The following is a 20,853-nucleotide window of genomic DNA, read 5'->3' on the forward strand; positions in this document are numbered from 1 at the left end:
CTACTTCCCGGGCTCCGCGGCGACCCGTCGCGGCCGCAGCCCGAACGCCAGTCCGAGCAGCCCGACCAGCAGACCGCCGCCGCCGAGCCAGCGCGCCAACGTGTCGGACGTACCCTCGGACGTGGTCGCGGCGACCGGAGTGACCGCGGCCGCCAGCTTCAGCGTCGGCGCCGGGTGCTCGGGCTCGTCCGCGCCGTCCTTCGCGGGATCGGCCCACTTCACCACCGAGCCGTCGCTGTACGTCTGCTCGGTCGGGAAGCTCAGCGCGTCCACCCCGTCCGGCAGTTTCCCGACCGACAGCGCGAACTCGTCGAAGTCGTTCGGCGGGATCCCGCCCGCGGTCGCGGTCCAGGTGACGGTCGTGATCGCCTTGGTCAGCGTGACGTCGCCGACCTTCACCGCGGCGGGCAGCTTCTCCTCCTTCTTCTGCACCTTCCACCCGTCCTTCACCTGCGCGCCGACGTGCGCGAACGGGTGGTCCTTCGGCAGCGCGACGACGACCTTCGTCGTACTGGTGTTGTCCGACTCGGTCGGCACCCGGAACACGAGCTTGCCGTAGCCGCCGGGCTTGGCGTCCGGCGACGACACCGTGACGTGGGCCGACGCCGAACTCGCGGCACCGATCACCACCAACGCGGACGCCGCGGCGATCGCGGCGGCGCGCAGGACATATCTCTTGGGCATGAGAGAACCTTTCAAGGCATACGAGTAATCCGACGCGAGCGCCGGTTCAGAGAGCTGGACCCACTCGTACGCCGGGAGGCCCGCGCCCGGAGATGCTCGTGCCGAGCCGGGCCCCGGTCGGGGTCCACGACCTGGAGAAGCCGGGCGTCGCGGGGACGAGCCGGACGGGACGCAGGACCGGTAGCTCAGGGAGCAGCCGCGCGAAGACCCGCCGTACCCGATGAACCCAGCGGTGGGCGCGGCCGATCGCGAGGATGCCGGCGAGCAGGGCGCCCAGGTGCGCGGCGGTCATCACCAGGCTGTCCGTGATCGACATCATGTGGGGCATCGTCGCTGTGTCCAGCGTCACGTGCACGAAGAGCTGGACGCCGGCCAGCACCAGGCCGGTCAGCAGCCGCTCGCCCGCCAGGTACTCGCCGAGCAGCCAGCACACGCCGGCCAGTGCCGCGAGCGGCGGGAGGACTCCGAGCGGTACGCCGCCGCCTCCGACGAGCACATGACCGAGCACCGCCACCGCCACGCTCAGCGCCGCGACTACGGACGTGCTCCTGCTCTCGGTCGGCATTCGATCCCCTCTGTCGTGTCACTCTACGGACAGCGGCGGGTTCGGGTTCCCCCGGTCCACGTGCAACCTTCGGCGGGACTCGCCACGTTGGACTCGGCATGACCAGGGAGCAGCACGGGTGAAGGCGGAGACGGAGCAGGACTATGTGGACTTCGTGACCCATCACGCGAACTCTCTGTGCCGTACCGCTTACCTGCTGTGCGGGGACTGGCGACGGGCAGAGGACGCGACGCAGGAGGCGCTGATCCGGCTGTACCGGGTCTGGGGCCGGATCCAGCGCAAGGGCGTGGTCGCGGCGTACGCCCGGAAGGTCGTGGTCTCGACCACCCTCGACGGCCTGCGGCGGAAGTCCAGCCAGGAAGTCGTCACCGGCAACGACTACTTCGTCAACGAGCCCGACGCGGACGCCTTGGGGGTGGTCGAGAGCCGGATGGTGATCACCGCCGCGCTCGCCGAACTCCCGCCCCGGCAGCGTGCCTGCGTGGTCCTGCGGTACTTCGACGAACTGTCCGTCGAGGAGACCGCGACCGCCCTCGACTGCCGCCCCGGAACCGTGAAGAGCCAAACGATGCGCGCACTCGACAAACTCCGTGCACACCCGGCGCTGGCCGATCTCGCCGACCTGATCGGAGCGAAGGCATGACCGATCTGAAGACCCTCATGGACCAGGCCACCGACCGCCGCGACGCGTTCACCCCGGACGTCGGCGCGCTCGTCGCCGCCGGGCAGCACCGGACCCGCGTACGCCGGGCCGTGGTGGGCGCAGGCGCAGGCGCCGCCGCCGTCGTCGCGGTCGCCGCCGTACTGCTGGCCGGTCCGCTCCGTAGCACCCGGAGCGAACCGCAGCCCGCTGTGACACCGGCAGTTGCCCGGCCGGCCGCGGTGACGGACCTGTGCGCCAAATCCGACGACTTCTTCCGGACCGCGAACAACGACGCCTGGCGCGCGACGGTCGTGCGGACCTGGACGGACAAGGTGGTGGAGGTCACCGACGCCGACGGCGCGATGACGGTCCGCCGGTCGCCGGACGGGACGCAGTACGCGTACTGCGTGGCCGGCGTACCGATCCAGGGGAAGCCGGTGGGCGGGTTCGGCGCGACCCTGCTGAACACCGGCATCGTCACCCGGCTGTTCCAGATCCAGCGGTACTGGAGCGTGGCGTGCGGCGACGCGAAGGTCGACCGGAGCGACGGGATCAACTGTCGGGGCGTCGTCTACAGCTACGCGGGCCGAGTGCCGGAGGGAGTCACACGGATCGCGTTCTCCGGCCTCGGGAAGCATGCGGACGCCACGATCAAGGACGGGTACTGGGCGCATCGCGTCTACACGGACGACATTCGGAACGGCAACACCGACCCGGTGTACATCACGATGTTCGACGCCTCCGGCAAGCAGGTGTTCCGGGACAAGTACTGACCTGCTGCCATGATGGCCCGATGGACGTAGCGGTGCTGGAGATCGGGGGAAGTCACGTGACGGCGGCCGTGGTGGCGCCGGGGACGTGGGACGTGACCGAGGTGGACCGGGCGGAGCTCGCGTCCCAGGCGGCGGCCGAGGTGGTGGTCGGGCAACTCGCGGACGCGGCCCGGAAGTTGCCGCTGGCAAACGGTCTCGCGGTCGCGCTGCCGGGGCCGTTCGACTTCGGCACCGGGGTCGCCTGGTACCGCGACCAGGGGAAGTTCGACCAGCTGTACGGGTTCAACCTCGGCGCTGCCCTGGGCAACGAACTCGGCGTCGACCGGCTGATGTTCATGAACGACGCGGAGGCGTTCGCGGTCGGCGAGTGGACCGCGGGCGAGGTGCGCGGCGTCGAGCGCTGCGTCGGCGTGACGATCGGCACCGGCATCGGTACGGCGTTCCTCGCCGACGGCCGGGTGCTCCGCGAGGGCAGCACCGTCCCGCCGGGCGGCGAGCTGTACAAGACGTCGTACGCCGGAAAACCGCTGGAGGACTCGATCTCCGCCCGCGCCATCCTCCGCCGCTACGCCGAGGCCACCGGCCAGGAAGCCCCCGGCGTCAAGGAGATCGCCGACCAGGCCCGCGCCGGCGACGAGGCCGCCCACCAGGTCCTGACCGCCTGCTTCACCGACCTGGCCGCCGCGCTGCACCCCTGGCTGGACCGCTTCGGGGTGACCAGGACAGTCCTCGGCGGCTCGATCTCCGGAGCCTTCGACCTGATCCGCTCCGCCCTCGACTTCCCCGCCTCCGCCACCCACGACACCGAACACTCAGCCCTGATCGGCGCCGCCGCCCACTACCAACGCACCGCCTGACGGACGGCCCCGCTACGGTCGGTGCTGTGAAGATCGCCGCGCCTCGCCTTCGTGCTCAGCTCGACTCCGCGACGCCCGAGGAGGTCGACGACGAGGAGCGGCTGCTCGATCTCGAGCTGACGGAGGTGGATCTGAGCGACGTGGAGGCCGAACACGTCGAGATCAGCGGCTGCCGGCTGACGAGGTCCAAGCTGGCCGGGTCCGAGCTGGAGAAGCTGATCCTGGTCGACACCGAGCTGACGCAGTGTGATCTCGCGAACTCCCGCTGGGCGGACGCGGCGCTCACCCGGGTCGCGGTGACCGGCTCGCGGATGATCGGTTTCGCCGGCCCGGGGGCGAACTTCCAGCATGTGACGGTCCGCGACACCGTGCTGGACTTCGCGTCGTTCCGGTTCGCCAAGTTCCAGAAGGCCGAGTTCACCGACTGCCGGTTGCAGAGCGCCGACTTCGTCTCGGCCGACCTGACCGGCGCGACGTTCCGCGGCTGCGACCTGTCCGGCGTGGAGTTCTCCCAGGTCAAGGCGGCCAAGGCGGTGTTCGTCGACTGCACCTGGGACGGCGCCAAGGGCCTCGCCTCGCTGTCCGGCGCGACGGTCGCCGCGAGTTCCCCCATCGACACCCTCGCCTTCACCAGCGCGGTCACCGTGGCGAGCGGTATCACACTCGCGCACCCCGACGACCTCGACTGACCGATCGCAGCAGCCCAGCCCTTGCACGGGGTGAGCCTGCCCACGCCCGGGTCGGTTCGGCCGGACGGCCCATTAAGGTGGGCCCTGTGACTGACTCGACGATCATCTACACCCACACCGACGAGGCTCCGGCGCTCGCCACGTACTCGTTCCTCCCTGTCGTCCAGGCGTACGCCGGCCAGGCCGGTGTCGGCGTGGAGACCCGGGACATCTCACTCGCGGGCCGCATCCTGGCCGTCTTCCCGGAGTACCTGAAGGACGACCAGCGGATCGCGGACGCGCTCACCGAGCTCGGCGAGCTGGCCAAGACGCCCGCCGCGAACATCATCAAGCTGCCGAACATCTCGGCCTCGATCCCGCAACTGAAGGCCGCGATCGCCGAGCTGCAGTCGCAGGGCTACGCCCTGCCGGAGTACCCGGACGAGCCGAAGACCGACGAGGAGCGCGAGGTCCAGGCCCGCTACGACAAGGTCAAGGGTTCCGCGGTGAACCCGGTGCTCCGCGAGGGCAACTCGGACCGCCGCGCACCCGCCTCGGTGAAGAACTACGCCAAGACCCACCCGCACCGGATGGGTGCCTGGAGCCCGGACTCCAAGACCAACGTCGCCACCATGGGGCAGGACGACTTCCGTTCGACCGAGAAGTCCACGGTGATCGAGTCCGACGGCGCTCTGCGGATCGAGCACGTCGCCGCCGACGGTACGACGACCGTGCTGCGCGAGTCGGTCCCGGTGCTGGCCGGTGAGGTCGTCGACGCGTCCGTGATGCACGTCTTCGCGCTGTGGGACTTCCTCGCCGCGCAGATCAAGCGGGCCAAGGCCGACGACGTACTGTTCTCGGTCCACCTGAAGGCGACCATGATGAAGGTCTCCGACCCGATCATCTTCGGCCACGTGGTCCGGGTCTTCTTCCCGAAGACCTTCGAGCAGTACGGCGAGACGCTCGCCAAGGCCGGCCTGTCGCCGAACAACGGCCTCGGCTCGATCCTGAACGGCCTGGCCGACCTGCCGGACGGCGCCGCGATCAAGGCCTCGTTCGACGCCGAACTGGCGGCCGGGCCGGCGCTCGCGATGGTCGACTCGGACAAGGGCATCACGAACCTGCACGTCCCGTCGGACGTGATCGTGGACGCGTCGATGCCGGCGATGATCCGTACCTCGGGGCACATGTGGGGCCCGGACGGCGCCGAGCACGACACCCTCGCCGTACTGCCGGACAGCAGCTACTCCGGGATCTACCAGGCCGTCCTCGACGACTGCCGCGCGAACGGCGCGTTCGACCCGGCCACCATGGGCTCGGTGCCGAACGTCGGCCTGATGGCGCAGAAGGCCGAGGAGTACGGCTCGCACGACAAGACCTTCGAGATCGGCGTCGCCGGCACCGTCCGGCTGGTCGACACCGACGGCAACGTCGTACTCGAGCAGGCCGTCGCGCCGGGTGACATCTTCCGCGCCTGCCAGACCAAGGACGCGCCGATCCGCGACTGGGTGAAGCTGGCCGTGACCCGGGCCCGGGCGACCGGCGACCCGGCGGTGTTCTGGCTGGACGAGACCCGCGCCCACGACGCGCAGATCATCGCGAAGGTCAAGGAGTACCTGCCGGAGCACGACACCGAGGGCCTGGACCTCAAGATCCTGGCGCCGGTGGACGCGATCAAGCTGTCGCTGGAGCGGATCCGCCGCGGCGAGAACACGATCTCGGTGACCGGCAACGTGCTGCGCGACTACCTGACCGACCTGTTCCCGATCCTCGAGCTGGGGACCAGCGCGAAGATGCTGTCGGTCGTGCCGCTGATGGCCGGCGGCGGCCTGTTCGAGACCGGCGCGGGCGGTTCGGCACCGAAGCACGTGCAGCAGCTCGTCAAGGAGAACTACCTGCGCTGGGACAGCCTGGGCGAGTTCTTCGCGCTGGCCGCGAGCTTCGAGCACCTGGCCCAGTCGACCGGCAACGCGCGGGCGCAGGTCCTCGCCGACACCCTGGACCGGGCGACCGCCACGTTCCTGAACGAGGACAAGTCCCCGACCCGCCGGGTCGGCGGGATCGACAACCGCGGCAGCCACTTCTACCTGTCGCTGTACTGGGCGCAGGAGCTGGCCAAGCAGACCGACGACGCCGAGCTGGCGAAGGTCTTCGCCCCGCTGGCGGAGACGCTGGCCGCGAACGAGCAGACCATCGTCGACGAACTGCTCGCGGTCCAGGGCAGCCCGGCCGACCTCGGCGGGTACTACCAGCCGGACCCGGCGAAGGCGGCCGCGATCATGCGCCCGTCGAAGACCTGGAACGAAGCGCTCGCTTCGCTCTGACCTGCTGACAAAGGGCGCCCGGGTTCTCCCGGGCGCCCTTTGCGTTGTCGTCAGGAAGAGAACGGCACCCGGACCCAGCTCAGTACGGCGGGGTTCCGCGGGTCGATCGTCACCCGCAGATAGTCGTCGTCGCCGGTCGAGCCGTCGACGGTGATCCGGGACAGGTTCCCGGCCGGCGTCGCACCGTAGAACTTGGTCCACGACGAGTTCGCCGCGAGCGGCTTGTCGCTGTTGTAAACGTGGCTGTCACCGTTGAACAGGTACACCGGCCCGCGGAAGTTCGCCGACTCGCGGGCGATCTCCTGCACGATCGGCTGGAAGGCGTAGTAGTCCGCGTACGACGGATTCGTCACGGTCGGGTCGAACATGTCGGCCTGAGTCAGCAGTACGACGGCCTTGTCGCGATCGGCCCGCGCCTGCGCGAACGTGTCGTGGATGCTCTGCATGACGGCCGACGTGCGGTTCAGCACCTCGGCGGTCTGCTCAGGCGTCGGCGCGGTCCTGCCGGTCCAGGGCGCCATGCTGTTGTTGCTGCCAACGATGTGCAGGGCCGCGAACGCGACGCCGCCGCGGGTGAACCGGACGTCCTCGGGGATGCCGTTCGCGACCTGGCTCTCGACCTCCACCGAGTGCTGCCCGAGCGTGCGACCGGGCTGCGGGAAGAACACCTGCCGGATCTTCGCCAGCCGCTCCAGCGGGTTGTAGCCGCCGTTGTTGGCACGGTGGCAGTCGGTCCACTCGTTGTCGCCGACGGTGTACACGAGCGGGTCCGCGAACCGGTCGAACTGCGTCTTCACCTGGGCGAAGTACTCGTCGCTGCAGACCGACGAGCCGTCCTTGATGTCGCCGAGGTGCGTGACCAGCTTGACCGGCTTGTCCGCGTTGATCTGGTCGACCACCTTCGGGAACCGGGCGATCTGCGCGGGGCCGTACGGAATGTCGCCGATCACGGCGAACGTGTACGGGTCCGGTCCCCGGTCCGCAGCGGCGTTCGGGACGCCGACAGCGACGGCGGCCAGGGCCAGGCAGGCGGTGATCACGGGCGCACGACGTACTCTCACTGAATCCTCCAGGTCTGGACGGGTACGGGCCAACTTTTCGGCCCGGTGGTGAACGCCCGGGCACTCCCGGATGAACATTGGCGCCCCGGAAATACGTGGCAGTACGTCGTGGGGGATTCCTACACTGACCGTCATGACAGCTACCCGATCCGTGCTTGCCGCGCAGGCCACGGACTTCCCCCGTTGGTTCCAGGATGTGATCGCCAAGGCCGAGCTCGCGGAGAACGGCCCGGTGCGGGGGACCATGGTGGTGCGACCGTACGGGTACGCGATCTGGGAACTGTTGCAGGAGGCAATGAATCGGCGGATCAAGGCGACCGGCGCTGCGAACGCGTACTTCCCGTTGCTGATCCCCGAGAGCTACCTGCAGCGCGAGGCCGAGCACGTCGAGGGCTTCAGCCCCGAGCTGGCCGTGGTGACGCACGCCGGCGGGAAGCAGCTCGAGGAGCCCGCGGTGATCCGGCCGACGTCGGAGACCGTGATCGGCGAGTACATGGCGAAGTGGATCCAGAGCTACCGCGACCTCCCGCTGCTGCTGAACCAGTGGGCGAACGTCGTCCGCTGGGAGCTCCGTCCGCGACTGTTCCTGCGGACCACCGAATTCCTTTGGCAGGAAGGTCACACGGCCCACGGCTCGGCCGAGGACGCCCGTGCCTACGCGACGAAGATCCTGTACGACGTCTACCGCGCGGTGATGGTCGACGTCCTCGCGATCCCGGTCGTCGCCGGCCGGAAGACGCGGCGGGAGCGGTTCGCCGGCGCGGTGAACACGATGACGCTTGAGGCGATGATGCGCGACGGCAAGGCCCTGCAGATGGGCACCTCGCACGAACTCGGGCAGAACTTCGCGCGCGCGTTCGACATCGGCTACCTGTCCCGCGAGGGGCAGCGCGAGCTGGCCTGGACGACCTCCTGGGGCAGCAGCACCCGGATGGTCGGCGGCCTGATCATGGCGCACGGTGACGACGACGGCCTCCGGGTCCCGCCGGCGGTCGCCCCGATCCAGGTCGTCGTACTCGCGGTCAAGGACGAGGCGATCGGCGCCGCGCGGACGATCGCCGGCGAGCTGACCGCGGCCGGACTGCGGGTGTCGGTCGACGACCGGGCCGACCAGCCGTTCGGGCGGCGCGCGGTGAACTGGGAGCTGAAGGGCGTCCCGGTCCGGATCGAGATCGGCCCGCGGGACCTGGCCGCCGGCGCCGCCACCGTCGTACGCCGGCTGCGCTCCGCCAAGTCCGCTGTCGCCCTGTCCGAGCTGACGCCGACCGTGGTCGACGCCCTCGAGGCCGACCAGGCCCACCTGCTGGCCGAAGCAACCGCGCGGCAGGAGTCCCGGATCGCCGACGTCGCGACGGTCGGCGAGGCGATCGAGGCCGCCGCGTCCGGCTGGGCCCGGCTGCCGTACGACGTGATCGGCGAGGACGGCGAGGACCGCCTGGGCGAGTCCGGCATCACCGTCCGCTGCCTGCAGCGCCCGGACGGCTCGCTGCCGGTGGAGGACGACGAGTCCGGACTGACGGCGTACGTCGGCCGCTCGTACTAGCGGGCCAGGTAACGCCGGACGTCATCGGCCACCTGGGCGCGATACCCGAGTCCGTACTTCCGCAGGATCGCGCTCAGGTGGGTCTTCACGGTGTTGAGGCTGACGCCGAGCTCGGCGGCGAGCTGGTCGTTGTCGAGACCGTCCGCGAGCAGCAGCGCAACGCCCTGCTGTGCCTTGGTGAGGCTGGCGAACCGGCGCTCGGGTGCCAGGTCGGTGTCCATCAGCATCTCGATCATCTCGGACTGGATGTGCTTGGTGACGTCAACGATCCGCTCCAGGTGCGCCTGCAGGGCCGAGCTCACCTCGGGCTCGTCCAGCGCCTCGGCGGCGATCTCGCGGATCGACGCGACCCGGTGCGTCAGGTACTCCATCACGTGGTCCGACGTCAGCGTGTTCGGGCTGTTGTCGCCCGCGGGCAACCGGCGCAACGCATCCCGGTCCTCGCCCTCGCGGGTCAGCACCCGCTCCACCATCTCGCACAACCACTCGAACGCCCGCACCGCGTTGTCGTCGTACGACCTGGGCTCGTAGCTCTGCATCGAGAGCATGCCGAACAGCTGGTCGGGCCCGTTCTTGGCAGACCGGAAGATCGGCACCGTGACGACGTCCGCCGCGCGCCGCCGCGGATCCGAGACCGGTACGCCGGCCCGGAGCGCGGCCCCGCCGTCCTCGGCGTACCGATAGGTTTGCCGGTGCTCGATCAGCCACGCGGTCTGCCCGGCCGGACCGTAGTTGTGGGTCGCCGGGTCGACGTACTGCCCGTCGAGGTACCCGTACGGGTAGCGCACCCGGCGGGCGCCCTGCAGCAAGCCGACGAAGAACGCGTCGACAGGGGCCACCTTCCCGGCGACCACGCGTACGTAGTCGTACAGACCGTAGTGGTCCGACCGGAACATGGTCTCGATCTTGTGGTAAGCCTCGCGCAGGATGATCGCGGTGTCCGCATCAACCCGCAGCGGGGCCCTCTTGTCCCCTTCCACGGAGCCGGCTCCCCACAACCGTTGCGGTGTCGATCCTCCGACTATCCCGCTGTATCCGTGGCTGATCAAGCAGCTGATCGCCGCCGTGGTCGCGGGTGGCGTCGCCACCACCCGCGCCCACGACCAGGACACCGCAACTGTGCGCCCCCCGCGCCGACCGGATCCGCGTGCCCCCAGGCTGATCCGCGACCCCCCGACGGTTGACCGGTGTCCTTCCTCCCCCTGTCGGCTACACAGTGCCACCGATCGCCGTGCGTGACCATCGCCCTGGGCATGAACTTGCCGGGCCCCGGTCTCACCCGCGGGGTGAGATCACTGCCAGCTGGTGTCGAGCGGCTTTCCCTCGGTGTACCCGGCGGCGGTCTGCAGGCCGACCACGGCGCGCTCGTGGAACTCGGTGAGGTTCGCGGCCCCGACGTACGTGCACGAGCTGCGGATGCCCGAGACGATCGAGTCCAGCAGGTCCTCGACGCTCGGGCGTTCGGCGTCCAGGTACATCCGCGCGGTCGAGATGCCTTCCTCGAAGATGCTCTTCCGGGCCCGCTGGAACGGCGAGTCCTCGGCGGTACGGGACTTCACGGCCCGCGCGGACGCCATCCCGAAGCTCTCCTTGTAGATCCGGCCCTGGCTGTCCCGGTGCGGGTCGCCGGGCGACTCGTACGTACCGGCGAACCAGGACCCGATCATCACGCTGGACGCACCGGCCGCGAGCGCGAGCGCGACGTCGCGCGGATGCCGTACGCCGCCGTCCGCCCAGACGTGCTTGCCGAGTTCCCGCGCCCGGGTCGCGCATTCCAGCACGGCGGAGAACTGCGGGCGGCCGACCGCGGTCTGCATCCGCGTGGTGCACATCGCGCCCGGCCCGACACCGACCTTGACGATGTCCGCGCCGGCGTTCACCAGGTCGGTCACGCCCTCGGCGGTCACCACGTTGCCGGCCACGATCGGTACGCGTGGCCCGAGGGCACGGACGCGTTCCACGACCTCGAGCATCCGCTCCTGGTGGCCGTGCGCGGTGTCCAGCACGAGTACGTCGATGCCCACGTCCAGCAGGGCTTTCGCCTTCTGCTCGGCGTCGCCGTTCATCCCGATCGCGGCGGCCACCCGGAGCTTGCCGTTGGCATCGAGTGCCGGGTCGTACAGGGTCGCGCGAAGGGCCCGCTGGCGGGTGAGGATGCCGACGATCTGACCGTTGCCGTCGACAACGGGTGCGAGCCGGTGCCGACCGTCGTGCAGCTTGTTGAACGCTGTCTCGGGGTCGATGCCGGCGGGCACAGTCAGCAGTTCCCGGGACATGATCGCGTCGAGCTGCGTGAACCGGTCCACACCGGAGCAGTCCGCCTCGGTCACCACGCCGACCGGACGGCCGTTGTCGACCACGATCACCGCGCCGTGGTTCCGCTTCGGCAGCAGGTTGAGGGCCTCACCCACGGTCCCGGTCGGCGCCAGTGTGAGCGCCGTGTCGTGCACCGGGTCGCGTTGCTTGATCCAGGCAACGACCTCCGCGACCACGTCCACCGGGATGTCCTGCGGGATCACCGCCAGCCCACCGCACCGCGCGATAGTCTCCGCCATCCGCCGCCCGGACACCGCGGTCATGTTCGCCGCCACCACCGGAATCGACGCCCCGGTCCCGTCCGCCGTCGACAGATCCACATCCAGCCGCGACGCCACCCCCGACCGGTTCGGCACCAGAAACACATCACTGAACGTCAGGTCGCCCGCCGGCTCCCGATCATGGTGAAACCGCATGCCAGACCCCTTCCGCCCGAGTACAAACCCCGCCAGCCTACCCTCGTCACCCGCTGTGGCCGGGCGTACGAAACCGGCTCCCCCTCGGGAGGGGGAGCCGGTTCGGGTGCGTCAGTTGTGCAGGTCGAAGCGGTCGAGTTCCATGACCTTGTGCCAGGCGGCGACGAACTCGGTGACGAACTTCTGCTTGGCGTCGTCGCTCGCGTAGACCTCGGCGAGGGCGCGGAGTTCGGAGTTCGAGCCGAAGACCAGGTCGGCGCGGGTGCCGGTCCACTTGACCTTGCCGTCGACGGTGCCTTCGAACGTCTCCTGGCTGTCGTCCGCGGCGTGCCACTCGGTGCCGAGGTCGAGCAGGTTGACGAAGAAGTCGTTCGTCAGCGTGCCGGGGTTGTCGGTCAGTACGCCGTACTTCGAGCCGTCGTAGTTCGCGCCGAGGACGCGCAGCCCGCCGACCAGGACGGTCAGCTCCGGAGCGCTCAGCGTGAGCAGGTTCGCGCGGTCGAGCAGCAGGTACTCGGCCGGGAGCTTGCTGCCCTTGCCGTAGTAGTTGCGGAAACCGTCCGCCACCGGCTCGAGCGCCGCGAACGACTCGGCGTCGGTCTGCTCCGCGGTCGCGTCCGTACGGCCGGGAGTGAACGGTACGACGATGTCGACACCGGCGTTCTTGGCCGCGATCTCGACGCCGACGCCGCCGGCCAGCACGATCAGGTCCGCCAGCGAGACCGGCTTGCCGAACGACTGCTGGATGCCCTCGAGCGTCCGCAGTACCTGAGCGAGCTCGTCCGGGTTGTTGACCTCCCACCCGCTCTGCGGCTGCAGGCGGATCCGGGCGCCGTTCGCGCCGCCGCGCTTGTCACTGCCGCGGAACGTCGACGCCGACGCCCACGCGGTCGAGACCAGCTGCGAGACGCTCAGGCCGGAGGCGGCGATCGCGGCCTTCAGCGCGGTCACGTCCGCGTCCGTGACCAGCTCGTGGTCGACGGCCGGCAGCGGGTCCTGCCAGATCAGCACCTCACTCGGAACCTCGGGACCGAGGTAGCGGGCGACCGGGCCCATGTCGCGGTGGGTCAGCTTGTACCAGGCGCGGGCGAACGCGTCCGCGAACTCGTCCGGGTTGTCCTTGAACCGCCGGGAGATCGGCTCGTAGATCGGGTCGAACCGCAGCGACAGGTCGGTGGTCAGCATGGTCGGCAGCTTGCCGGGTCCGCCGTGCGCGTCCGGGATGATCGCCTCGGCGTTCTTCGCCACCCACTGGTTGGCTCCGGCGGGGCTCTTCGACAGCTCCCACTCGTAGCCGAACAGGATCTCGAAGAAGTCGTTCGTCCACTGCGTCGGCTTGGTGGTCCAGGTGACCTCGAGGCCGCTGGTGATCGCGTCCTTGCCCTTGCCGGACTGGTACGTGCTCTTCCAGCCCAGGCCCATCTGCTCGATCGGCGCGCCCTCGGGCTCCGCGCCGACGTTCTCCGCCGGGCCGGCACCGTGGGTCTTGCCGAACGTGTGGCCGCCGGCGATCAGCGCGACGGTCTCCTCGTCGTTCATCGCCATCCGGCCGAACGTCTCGCGGATGTCGCGGGCGGCCGCGACCGGGTCCGGGTTGCCGTTCGGGCCTTCCGGGTTCACGTAGATGAGGCCCATCTGGACCGCGCCGAGCGGACGCTCGAGGTCGCGGTCACCGGAGTACCGCTCGTCGCCGAGCCAGGTGGTCTCCGGGCCCCAGTACACGTCGGCCTCCGGCTCCCACACGTCCTCGCGGCCGCCGGCGTACCCGAAGGTCTTGAAGCCCATCGTCTCCAGCGCGACGTTACCGGTGAGGATCAGCAGGTCGGCCCACGAGATCTTCTGGCCGTACTTCTTCTTGACCGGCCAGAGCAGCCGCCGGGCCTTGTCCAGGTTGCCGTTGTCCGGCCAGCTGTTCAGCGGCGCGAACCGCTGCTGACCGGCGCCCGCGCCACCGCGGCCGTCGTGGATCCGGTACGTACCGGCGCTGTGCCAGGCCATCCGGATCATCAGCGGGCCGTAGTTGCCGAAATCGGCCGGCCACCAGTCCTGTGAGGTGGTCAGAACCTCGGCGATGTCGGCCTTGACCGCGGCCAGGTCCAGGGTCTTGAACTCGGCGGCGTAGTCGAACTCCTCGCCGAGCGGGTTCGCGACGGCCGGGTTCTTGGCCAGGATCTTCAGGTTCAGCTGGTTCGGCCACCACTCGCGGTTGGCGTTCCCGCTGGTCGGGTGCACGCCCTGACCGTGGTTCACCGGGCAGCCACCGGTCTCGGCGCCGCGGCTCTCCGCAGAGGCCTCGCCGGGCAGGGGCTCATGGTTCTCGGACATCGGATTCCTTCCAGGACTGGACGTTGTCGGCTTCGAGCTCAGATTTGTCGTGCGCAGTCCGCGCACCGGCCCCAATAGATGACCTCGGCCTCGTCGATGACGAACCCGTGGTCCTCGGACGCGGTCAGGCAGGGCGCATGCCCGACCGCACAGTCGACGTCGGCGATCGCTCCGCACGACCGGCAGACGACGTGGTGATGGTTGTCGCCGACCCGGGACTCGTACCGCGCCACCGACCCCAGCGGCTGGATCCGGCGTACCAGGCCGGCCGCCGTCAGCGTCTGCAGCGAGTCGTACACCGCCTGGTGCGAGGTCTGGGGCAGTTCGTTGCGCACGGCACCGATAATCGAGTCCGTGTCCGCATGCGGATTCCCGTACACCGCGGCCAGCACCGCCAGCCGCGGTCGCGTCACCCGCAGCGAGACCCCACGCAACAGCCCCTGGAGCTCGTCCGTCGTCGGCATGCCCCGCAGTCTTGCGCGTTTTCTGGAATGAGTCAAGATTAGCTGCGGTGTTTCCGATCTACTCGGCCGCCTCGGGGATGAGCGGCTGGAAGAGTTCGACTGGATTGCCGGACGGGTCCTCGACCAGGATCTGTTTGCCGCCCACACCGGTCACGATGTCGTTGCGGAACACGGCTCCGGCCGCGCGCAGCCGATCGACGTCGGCCTCGATGTCCGCGACCTCGAGCGAGATCCGGTTCCAGCCGCCCGGCGCCGGCAACGTGCCGTCGGGCATCGCCCGCCCGCCGCCCGGCCCGCCCGCGGGGACGCTGAGCGTCAGCCGCAGGTCGTTCCGGGCGACCATGGCGAACGTCGGAGCCGGGTGCATCACCTCGCGGAACCCCAACAGATCGCAGTAGAAGGCGATCGCAGCGTCGATGTCATGAACTATGTAGCGAACGGTAGCCATCGCAGACCTCCATTACCCAGTCTGCACCGGCAGACCGGTCAGAGGGCCGTGGCAGGACTGCCGAGACGCCTTGAGGCGGAACCGGCGGCGGTACGGCGGGCACTGCGGAACACGCTGATACTCAAGGCCAGCGTCCAGATGCTCCACAGTGCGCCCATGCTGGCCGTCGTACCCCAGCCCTGGACGGCGTAGAAGTTCGACGGGTCGTCATTGGAGTAGATCGCCGGGACGAACGCGAGGTTGATCGCGGCGAGCACGAAAGCGGACCATCCGACCCACTTCGGCAGCAGCCGGAGGCGGGTGACGGCGATCCCGAGCGCGATCAGGAAGAGCGCCATCAACAGACGCGAGATCAGACCCTGCATCAAGTACTGCGCGGCCGCGAACGGACCCTCGCGCGTGGTGTCGATGTCGTGGTCGACCGAGATGGCGGCACCGGCCTCCATCGACTGCGGCACGAACACCATCGCCACCCAGAGCAGGCCGGCCGCCTGGATCACGCCGGCGATCCAGTCCGACGCGAGGTCGACCTGGTGGATCAGTTGCCGCAGGCCGGTGAAGAACAGGATGTAGAACACGCAGCCCACGATCCCGATCAGGCTGCGGGTCAGGATGTTCCAATCCGGCGGAGCGCCGGAGTAGAGGAAGTACAGCGGCACCTGCACCACGATCAAGGCGCTGGCGATCATCCCGAACAGGCCGGCGTAGCGGCGTACCGAGGCTTCGGACACGGTCGTTCCCTTTCCTGGCAGTGACAGTTGACGAGACGTCTCGTCTCATCACGAGACGGTAAGTCTCGTCAAGGTTCACTGTCAAGACACAACGTCTCGTCTTGTGTAGACTGCGACCCCATGGCGACGACCCCGAACCCCGACCGCCGGAACGAGCGCGCCCGGCGTGCGATCCTGGACGCCGCACTGGAGCTGTGCAGCACGCAGACGTACGCGGGCCTGACCATGGAAGGCATCGCGAAGAGCGCCGGGGTCGGCAAGCAGACGATCTACCGCTGGTGGCCGTCGAAGGCCGCGATCCTGCTCGAGGCGATCACGGAGCGGGCCGACCAGAGCCTCGACTTCCCCGACACCGGCGACCTGCTCGCAGACCTCCGCGGCCAGATGTACGAACTGGTCCGCCTGTTCACGGACCCGATGTTCGGCGCCTACGGCAGAGGTCTGATCGTCGCCGCCCAGACCGATCCGGCGATCTCTGCCGCACTCCTCGACACGCTGATCAGGCCGCGCGTGCAACTCTGTATCGAGCGCCTGGCCAAGGCCCAGCAGGCGGGAGAGATCCGCGCCGACGTGGACCTGGCCGTGGTCGTCGAACTCCTCTACGCACCCCTCTACTACCGGATGCTCCTGCACACCGCGCCGGTCAGCAGCGAGCAGGTGGACAGCGTCATCAGCCTGGTCATGTCCGGCATCAGGCCGTGATGTTCTCCAGGTCGTCGAGCAGTTTCGGGTGCTGCGGCCGCCAGTTCAGCGCCTGACGGGTGCGGGCACTCGAGGACGGCTGGTCGGCCGCGAAGATCGGGCCGAGCGGTCCGTACGTCTCCTCGGGCACCGGCTGCACCGGCAGGCCGAGACGCCGGCCGATGACGGCGGCGATATCCCGTACGGCGTCCCCCTCGTCGTCGACCGCGTGCCACGCCGTACCCGCCGGCGCGTTCTCCAGTACCAACCGGAACAGCACCGCCGCATCGAGCGCGTGGACCGCGGGCCACCGCTGCGACCCGTCCCCCGGATACCCCGACACCCCCGACTGCCGGGCGATCTGCGTGAGCAGGCCGGCGAACCCGCCGGAGCCCTCGTTGTGCACGGTCCGCGGCATCCGCACAGCGGCGCTCCGCACCCCACGCTCCGCCAGCGCGAGGGCCGCCGTCACGGAACGCCCGCGACCACCGACCGGGCCGTCCGTGGGCACCGGATCCTCCTCGGTGGACGCGCGCCCGGCGACCCACGGCGTACCTGACACGGTCACGAGCGGTCGCCCACTGCCAACCAACTCCTCCCCAAGAGCCTGCAGCGCGGCCGCCTCCTCGGCGACCCCCGCGGCCAGGGCCTCCGGACTGCTGAAATCGTTGCTGAAGGCAAGGTGAATCACCCCGTCGGCCTTCGCCGCACCTGCCCGTACGACGTCGAGATCGCCAAGGCCACCCCGCACCGCCTCGGCACCGGCCTCTCGCAACGCCGCCGCCGACCCCTCAGACCGCGCCAGCCCGACAACCTCGTGCCCGCTGCCGAGCAACTCCCGCACGACGGCGGACCCGATCAGCCCGGTACCGCCGGTGACGAACACCTTCATAGGACACTCCTCAGTGATGAGACCTTTGTCCCGTCACGATAGCACCGACGGGACAAAGGTCCCATCACCTACAATGGCGGGCATGGCGAGATGGCAACCCGGAGCCCGCGAGCGACTGGTCCTGGCAGCCGTGGACCTGTTCGCAGAGCACGGCTACGACGCCACCACCGTCGCCCAGATCGCCGACCGCGCCGGCGTCACCAAAAGCACCTTCTTCCGCCACTTCCCGGACAAGCGAGAACTCCTGGTCGCCGGCCAAGACGCCCTGAGCAGCCTTTTGTCCGAAGGAATCACCGAAGCCCCCGAAGAAGCCACACCCTTGGAAGCAGTAGCCGCAGGCCTCACCAAGGCCTCGAGCTTCATGGGCCCCATGAACCGGGAGCTGGGTCCTCGACTGAGGGCTGCAATCGCCGCAAGCACCGAACTCCAGGAACGTGACGCCCTCAAAACCGTAGGCCTGGCAAGCGCCATGACAGCAGCCCTCCGAGCAAGAGGCGTACCAACCCCGGTGGCCCATCTGGCAGCCGAATTGGGCGTTCTGGCCTTCAAACAGGGCTACGAATCCTGGACGGCAACAGAGGATGACTCAGACCTCGCCCCGCACGCACTAGCCGCGCTCAACGACCTGCAGGCAGCAACAGCCCACCTTCGCTGAGAGAATGCTGAGCGTAATGACATAAGCACAGTGGGTGGTTTAGCAGGCCCTTTTGTGGTTCATCATGTATCGCGTGTCGAACATCCCCCTTCCCGGAAGCTCCCGAAGCGCGTACACCGGTGCCGAGACAGTCGGCCCGGTCTCTCCCGACAGTTCGATCACGGTCACGCTCGTACTGCGTCGTCATACCGAGCTGGACGAAGCCCTCGTCACCGGACCCGAAACCGTGACCGCGGAGGAGTTCGCCCGCCGGTTCGGAGCCCGCGACGACGACCTCGCCCGGGTGACGGAGGTACTCACGGCAGCGGGACTGACCATCACCGATACGCACGTCGGTGCCCGGCGAGTGACAGTCCGCGGACCCGCGTCCGCGCTGACGGAGGTGTTCGGTACCGAACTGTCCCTGGTCCGCAGCCAGGACAGCGCAGGCACGCCCGTGGAGCACCGTGTCCGGTCCGGTGCAGTGTCCGTGCCCGCCGAACTCGACGGGATCGTCGTCGCGGTACTCGGTCTCGACAACCGCCCACAGGCCCGCGCCCAGTTCCGGCTGCACGCGGCCCCGGCAGCCGCGAAGGCCTTCACACCGGACCAGCTCGGGTCCCTCTACAACTTCCCGGCCCAGACCGACGGGACCGGACACACCATCGCGATCATCGAGCTCGGCGGCGGGTTCAAGCCGGCCGATCTCAGCACCTACTTCGCCGGCTTGAAGATCCCCGCTCCGCAGGTGACCGCGGTCGAGGTGGACGGCGGCAAGAACGCCCCGACCGGCGACCCGGGATCCGCCGACGGTGAGGTGATGCTCGACATCGAGGTCGCGGGTGCGCTCGCACCAGGTGCCCAGCAACTGGTCTATTTCGCGCCCAACACCGATCAGGGTTTCCTGGACGCGGTCACCACCGCAGTCCACGCGACCCCGACGCCGACCGTGGTCAGCATCAGCTGGGGACAGTCCGAGGATCAGTGGACGGCGCAGGCACGGACGGCGATGGATCAGGCGTTCGCCGACGCCGCAGCGCTCGGCGTGACCGTGTGCGCGGCCAGCGGCGACAACGGCAGTACGGACGGCCAGACCGACGGCGCACAGCACGCCGACTTCCCCGCGTCGAGCCCGCACGCTCTCGCCTGCGGCGGCACGCATCTCGAAGGCACCCCGCCCACGATCAGCTCCGAGACGGTATGGAACACCTCTGGCGGTGGCGCCACCGGCGGCGGTGTCAGCGACGCGTTCCCGGTACCGGCGTTCCAGTCCACTGCGGGAGTACCCACGCGGGCCGGCGGTGGTACCGGCCGAGGCGTACCCGACGTAGCGGGCAACGCCGATCCCGCAACCGGCTACAACGTTCTCGTCGACGGTCAGCGCATCGTGGTCGGTGGCACCAGCGCCGTAGCCCCGCTGTGGGCCGCACTCCTGGCTCGCCTCGCCCAAGCCACCGGGCGCAGCCTCGGCCTGGTCCACACCCAGCTGTACCAGGGCGTCCGCCCGGGCGCCGTACAGCCAGGCTTCCACGACATCACCAGCGGAACCAACGGGGCCTATCAGGCAGCCCCAGGCTGGGACCCGTGCACCGGACTGGGCAGTCCTGACGGCGAAGCGCTCCTGGCAGCACTTCAGACCCCGACGCACTGACCGAAAGGGCGTTCCCATGGCCAACGCCACGATCGACCACGTCATCGTGATGGTCCAGGAGAACCACACCACCGACAACTACTTCGCCTCGATGGCAGCGTTCGGGGCGAACGTCGCGACCGGTTGGCCGGCGAGCCCCAACCCGCCCGCGTCCGACCAGCCGCACGACCGCAAGGCCTACTACCGGTGGCTGACGAAGAAGAGCACCGGGGCCCACCTCCAGTTCGACACGGTCAAGGACCTGCCGTTCTATGCGTGGCTCGCGGCGAGCGGCGCCTTCATCGAGAACCACTGCGCCGGATACGGCACGAACTCGACGCCGAACCATCTGCTGATCGTCGGCGGGCAGACGCCGACGCTGCGCAACCCGTCGCGCAGCGCGCCCAGCCCGGTCTGGGACATGCCGTCGCTGCCGGGACATGCCGACGACCACGGACTGACCTGGAAGGCCTACACCGGTAGCAGCGGCTACCCGGTCGAGTTCTACGAGCAACTGAAGGGTTCTCCGAACATCGTCCGCTCGGCCGACATCATCACCGATGCGAAGGCAGGCACGCTGCCCGCGCTGTCGATGGTGTGGCACGACTCGCCGCTCGACGAGCACCCGCCGGCCAACGTGACCCAAGGCATGGACGCCGTCTGGCAGGTGGTGGACGCGGTGCGCGCCGCCGGCGCCTGGGACTCCACGGTCTTCCTGCTCACCTGGGACGACTGGGGCGGCTACGACGATCACGTGCAGACGCCGAACGTCGAGACAACCCCGGACGGCATCCAACTGGCCTACGGCCCGCGGGTGCCCCTGCTGATGTTCGGCGGCCGGGTAAAGCCCGGCATCGACCACCGCTGGTCCTGGCACCCCAGCATCCCCAAAACCGCCCTCGACCTCCTGGGCCTACCCACACTGGGCGTCCCCAGAGTCGACAACGACAAGGGCCTGGCCGACCTGGTCGACCTGTCCCCCAACGCCACCCTCAACCCGCCCCCGCCGCCCCACGGCACCACGATCGCCCAACCCGTCCCGCCCAGCCCCACACCGCACCCCACCCAGCCGCCACCTCCACCAGTCACCGTCCCCACCCCAGTCGGCCCGATCATCCTCCGCGACGGCACCACCCTCCCCCCACCCAACGACGTCCCCCTCCCCTGACGCTCGGTCACCCCGGGCGCCCGCGCCCGC

Annotated in this window: 20 protein-coding genes; 10 read left to right on the forward strand and 10 right to left on the reverse strand. The window is 69.4% G+C overall.

All coding sequences use genetic code 11. The features are described from left to right. Together AB0M51_RS32760 and AB0M51_RS32765 are read right to left on the reverse strand one after the other, a co-directional pair. Window positions 1-684: a YcnI family protein gene (locus tag AB0M51_RS32760; RefSeq protein WP_344192448.1), complete on the reverse strand. Its 684-nt coding sequence runs from the start codon at window positions 682-684 to the stop codon at window positions 1-3. Between the two features lie 46 nt (window positions 685-730). Then, window positions 731-1,249 carry a hypothetical protein gene (locus tag AB0M51_RS32765; RefSeq protein WP_344192446.1) on the reverse strand — a complete coding sequence of 173 codons (519 nt, stop codon included), beginning with the start codon at window positions 1,247-1,249 and terminating at the stop codon, window positions 731-733. 118 nt (window positions 1,250-1,367) lie between these two features. Between AB0M51_RS32765 and AB0M51_RS32770 the strand changes: the two genes are divergently transcribed. The 5 genes from AB0M51_RS32770 to AB0M51_RS32790 all read left to right on the forward strand — a co-directional run bounded on the left by AB0M51_RS32770 (window position 1,368) and on the right by AB0M51_RS32790 (window position 6,514). Beyond that, a complete protein-coding gene (locus AB0M51_RS32770) occupies window positions 1,368-1,892 on the forward strand; it encodes a SigE family RNA polymerase sigma factor (protein WP_344192444.1) in 525 nt (174 codons plus the stop codon). Then, window positions 1,889-2,665, forward strand: a complete 777-nt coding sequence (locus AB0M51_RS32775) for a hypothetical protein (RefSeq protein ID WP_325035549.1) — start codon at window positions 1,889-1,891, stop codon at window positions 2,663-2,665. Before AB0M51_RS32770 ends, AB0M51_RS32775 begins: the two co-directional genes overlap by 4 nt. Before the next feature lie 20 nt (window positions 2,666-2,685). After that, the gene (locus AB0M51_RS32780; RefSeq protein WP_344192440.1) at window positions 2,686-3,522 is read left to right on the forward strand and encodes an ROK family protein; all 837 of its coding nucleotides are present in this window, start codon (window positions 2,686-2,688) and stop codon (window positions 3,520-3,522) included. A gap of 26 nt (window positions 3,523-3,548) precedes the next feature. Continuing rightward, the gene (locus tag AB0M51_RS32785) at window positions 3,549-4,211 is read left to right on the forward strand and encodes a pentapeptide repeat-containing protein (protein WP_344192438.1); all 663 of its coding nucleotides are present in this window, start codon (window positions 3,549-3,551) and stop codon (window positions 4,209-4,211) included. An 86-nt stretch (window positions 4,212-4,297) separates the two neighbouring features. Beyond that, entirely contained in the window at window positions 4,298-6,514 is a 2,217-nt protein-coding gene (locus AB0M51_RS32790; protein ID WP_344192436.1) for an NADP-dependent isocitrate dehydrogenase, read from the forward strand. A 50-nt stretch (window positions 6,515-6,564) separates the two neighbouring features. On the opposite strand, the gene AB0M51_RS32795 is transcribed toward AB0M51_RS32790, so the two are convergent. Next, window positions 6,565-7,575 (reverse strand): metallophosphoesterase, encoded by a 1,011-nt coding sequence (locus tag AB0M51_RS32795; protein WP_344192434.1) that lies wholly within the window; start codon window positions 7,573-7,575, stop codon window positions 6,565-6,567. A 133-nt stretch (window positions 7,576-7,708) separates the two neighbouring features. Between AB0M51_RS32795 and proS the strand changes: the two genes are divergently transcribed. Continuing rightward, window positions 7,709-9,118, forward strand: a complete 1,410-nt coding sequence (proS, locus tag AB0M51_RS32800; RefSeq protein ID WP_344192432.1) for a proline--tRNA ligase — start codon at window positions 7,709-7,711, stop codon at window positions 9,116-9,118. Here the strand turns inward: proS and AB0M51_RS32805 are convergent. The 6 genes from AB0M51_RS32805 to AB0M51_RS32830 form a co-directional block, all read right to left on the reverse strand. Then, entirely contained in the window at window positions 9,115-10,098 is a 984-nt protein-coding gene (locus tag AB0M51_RS32805) for a LuxR C-terminal-related transcriptional regulator (RefSeq protein WP_344192430.1), read from the reverse strand. The genes proS and AB0M51_RS32805 overlap by 4 nt on opposite strands. A 312-nt stretch (window positions 10,099-10,410) precedes the next feature. Further along, window positions 10,411-11,850: a GuaB1 family IMP dehydrogenase-related protein gene (locus AB0M51_RS32810; protein ID WP_344192428.1), complete on the reverse strand. Its 1,440-nt coding sequence runs from the start codon at window positions 11,848-11,850 to the stop codon at window positions 10,411-10,413. A gap of 111 nt (window positions 11,851-11,961) precedes the next feature. Beyond that, window positions 11,962-14,175, reverse strand: a complete 2,214-nt coding sequence (gene katG / locus AB0M51_RS32815) for a catalase/peroxidase HPI (RefSeq protein WP_344192426.1) — start codon at window positions 14,173-14,175, stop codon at window positions 11,962-11,964. A 38-nt stretch (window positions 14,176-14,213) separates the two neighbouring features. Further along, on the reverse strand, window positions 14,214-14,639 hold the full coding sequence (locus AB0M51_RS32820) for a Fur family transcriptional regulator (RefSeq protein WP_344192424.1): 426 nt from the start codon (window positions 14,637-14,639) through the stop codon (window positions 14,214-14,216). A 58-nt stretch (window positions 14,640-14,697) separates the two neighbouring features. Beyond that, the gene (locus tag AB0M51_RS32825; RefSeq protein WP_344192422.1) at window positions 14,698-15,087 is read right to left on the reverse strand and encodes a VOC family protein; all 390 of its coding nucleotides are present in this window, start codon (window positions 15,085-15,087) and stop codon (window positions 14,698-14,700) included. Window positions 15,088-15,125: 38 nt separating this feature from the next. After that, window positions 15,126-15,818: a hypothetical protein gene (locus tag AB0M51_RS32830; protein ID WP_344192420.1), complete on the reverse strand. Its 693-nt coding sequence runs from the start codon at window positions 15,816-15,818 to the stop codon at window positions 15,126-15,128. Window positions 15,819-15,938: 120 nt separating this feature from the next. Between AB0M51_RS32830 and AB0M51_RS32835 the strand changes: the two genes are divergently transcribed. Next, on the forward strand, window positions 15,939-16,520 hold the full coding sequence (locus AB0M51_RS32835; RefSeq protein ID WP_344192418.1) for a TetR/AcrR family transcriptional regulator: 582 nt from the start codon (window positions 15,939-15,941) through the stop codon (window positions 16,518-16,520). Here the strand turns inward: AB0M51_RS32835 and AB0M51_RS32840 are convergent. After that, a complete protein-coding gene (locus AB0M51_RS32840) occupies window positions 16,510-17,391 on the reverse strand; it encodes an SDR family oxidoreductase (protein WP_344192416.1) in 882 nt (293 codons plus the stop codon). The genes AB0M51_RS32835 and AB0M51_RS32840 overlap by 11 nt on opposite strands. Before the next feature lie 82 nt (window positions 17,392-17,473). Between AB0M51_RS32840 and AB0M51_RS32845 the strand changes: the two genes are divergently transcribed. The 3 genes from AB0M51_RS32845 (at window position 17,474) to AB0M51_RS32855 (ending at window position 20,823) form a co-directional block, all read left to right on the forward strand. Then, window positions 17,474-18,046, forward strand: a complete 573-nt coding sequence (locus AB0M51_RS32845) for a TetR/AcrR family transcriptional regulator (RefSeq protein ID WP_344192413.1) — start codon at window positions 17,474-17,476, stop codon at window positions 18,044-18,046. A gap of 73 nt (window positions 18,047-18,119) precedes the next feature. Beyond that, window positions 18,120-19,676 (forward strand): S53 family peptidase, encoded by a 1,557-nt coding sequence (locus tag AB0M51_RS32850; protein ID WP_344192411.1) that lies wholly within the window; start codon window positions 18,120-18,122, stop codon window positions 19,674-19,676. Window positions 19,677-19,692: 16 nt separating this feature from the next. Beyond that, window positions 19,693-20,823 (forward strand): alkaline phosphatase family protein, encoded by a 1,131-nt coding sequence (locus tag AB0M51_RS32855; protein WP_363751845.1) that lies wholly within the window; start codon window positions 19,693-19,695, stop codon window positions 20,821-20,823. Window positions 20,824-20,853 lie beyond the last annotated feature (30 nt).

Origin of the sequence: Kribbella sp. NPDC051137, from assembly GCF_040682535.1 — a bacterium.
Classification (GTDB): Bacteria; Actinomycetota; Actinomycetes; order Propionibacteriales; family Kribbellaceae; genus Kribbella; species Kribbella karoonensis.

Bases quoted from the DNA above. Each gene is read 5' to 3' on its own strand.
- AB0M51_RS32760 (WP_344192448.1), bottom strand. From the start codon at position 684: ATGCCCAAGAGATATGTCCTGCGCGCCGCCGCGATCGCCGCGGCGTCC.
- AB0M51_RS32765 (WP_344192446.1), bottom strand. From the start codon at position 1,249: ATGCCGACCGAGAGCAGGAGCACGTCCGTAGTCGCGGCGCTGAGCGTG.
- AB0M51_RS32775 (WP_325035549.1), top strand. From the start codon at position 1,889: ATGACCGATCTGAAGACCCTCATGGACCAGGCCACCGACCGCCGCGAC.
- AB0M51_RS32780 (WP_344192440.1), top strand. From the start codon at position 2,686: ATGGACGTAGCGGTGCTGGAGATCGGGGGAAGTCACGTGACGGCGGCC.
- proS (WP_344192432.1), top strand. From the start codon at position 7,709: ATGACAGCTACCCGATCCGTGCTTGCCGCGCAGGCCACGGACTTCCCC.
- AB0M51_RS32810 (WP_344192428.1), bottom strand. From the start codon at position 11,850: ATGCGGTTTCACCATGATCGGGAGCCGGCGGGCGACCTGACGTTCAGT.
- katG (WP_344192426.1), bottom strand. From the start codon at position 14,175: ATGTCCGAGAACCATGAGCCCCTGCCCGGCGAGGCCTCTGCGGAGAGC.
- AB0M51_RS32820 (WP_344192424.1), bottom strand. From the start codon at position 14,639: ATGCCGACGACGGACGAGCTCCAGGGGCTGTTGCGTGGGGTCTCGCTG.
- AB0M51_RS32825 (WP_344192422.1), bottom strand. From the start codon at position 15,087: ATGGCTACCGTTCGCTACATAGTTCATGACATCGACGCTGCGATCGCC.
- AB0M51_RS32835 (WP_344192418.1), top strand. From the start codon at position 15,939: ATGGCGACGACCCCGAACCCCGACCGCCGGAACGAGCGCGCCCGGCGT.
- AB0M51_RS32840 (WP_344192416.1), bottom strand. From the start codon at position 17,391: ATGAAGGTGTTCGTCACCGGCGGTACCGGGCTGATCGGGTCCGCCGTC.
- AB0M51_RS32845 (WP_344192413.1), top strand. From the start codon at position 17,474: ATGGCGAGATGGCAACCCGGAGCCCGCGAGCGACTGGTCCTGGCAGCC.
- AB0M51_RS32855 (WP_363751845.1), top strand. From the start codon at position 19,693: ATGGCCAACGCCACGATCGACCACGTCATCGTGATGGTCCAGGAGAAC.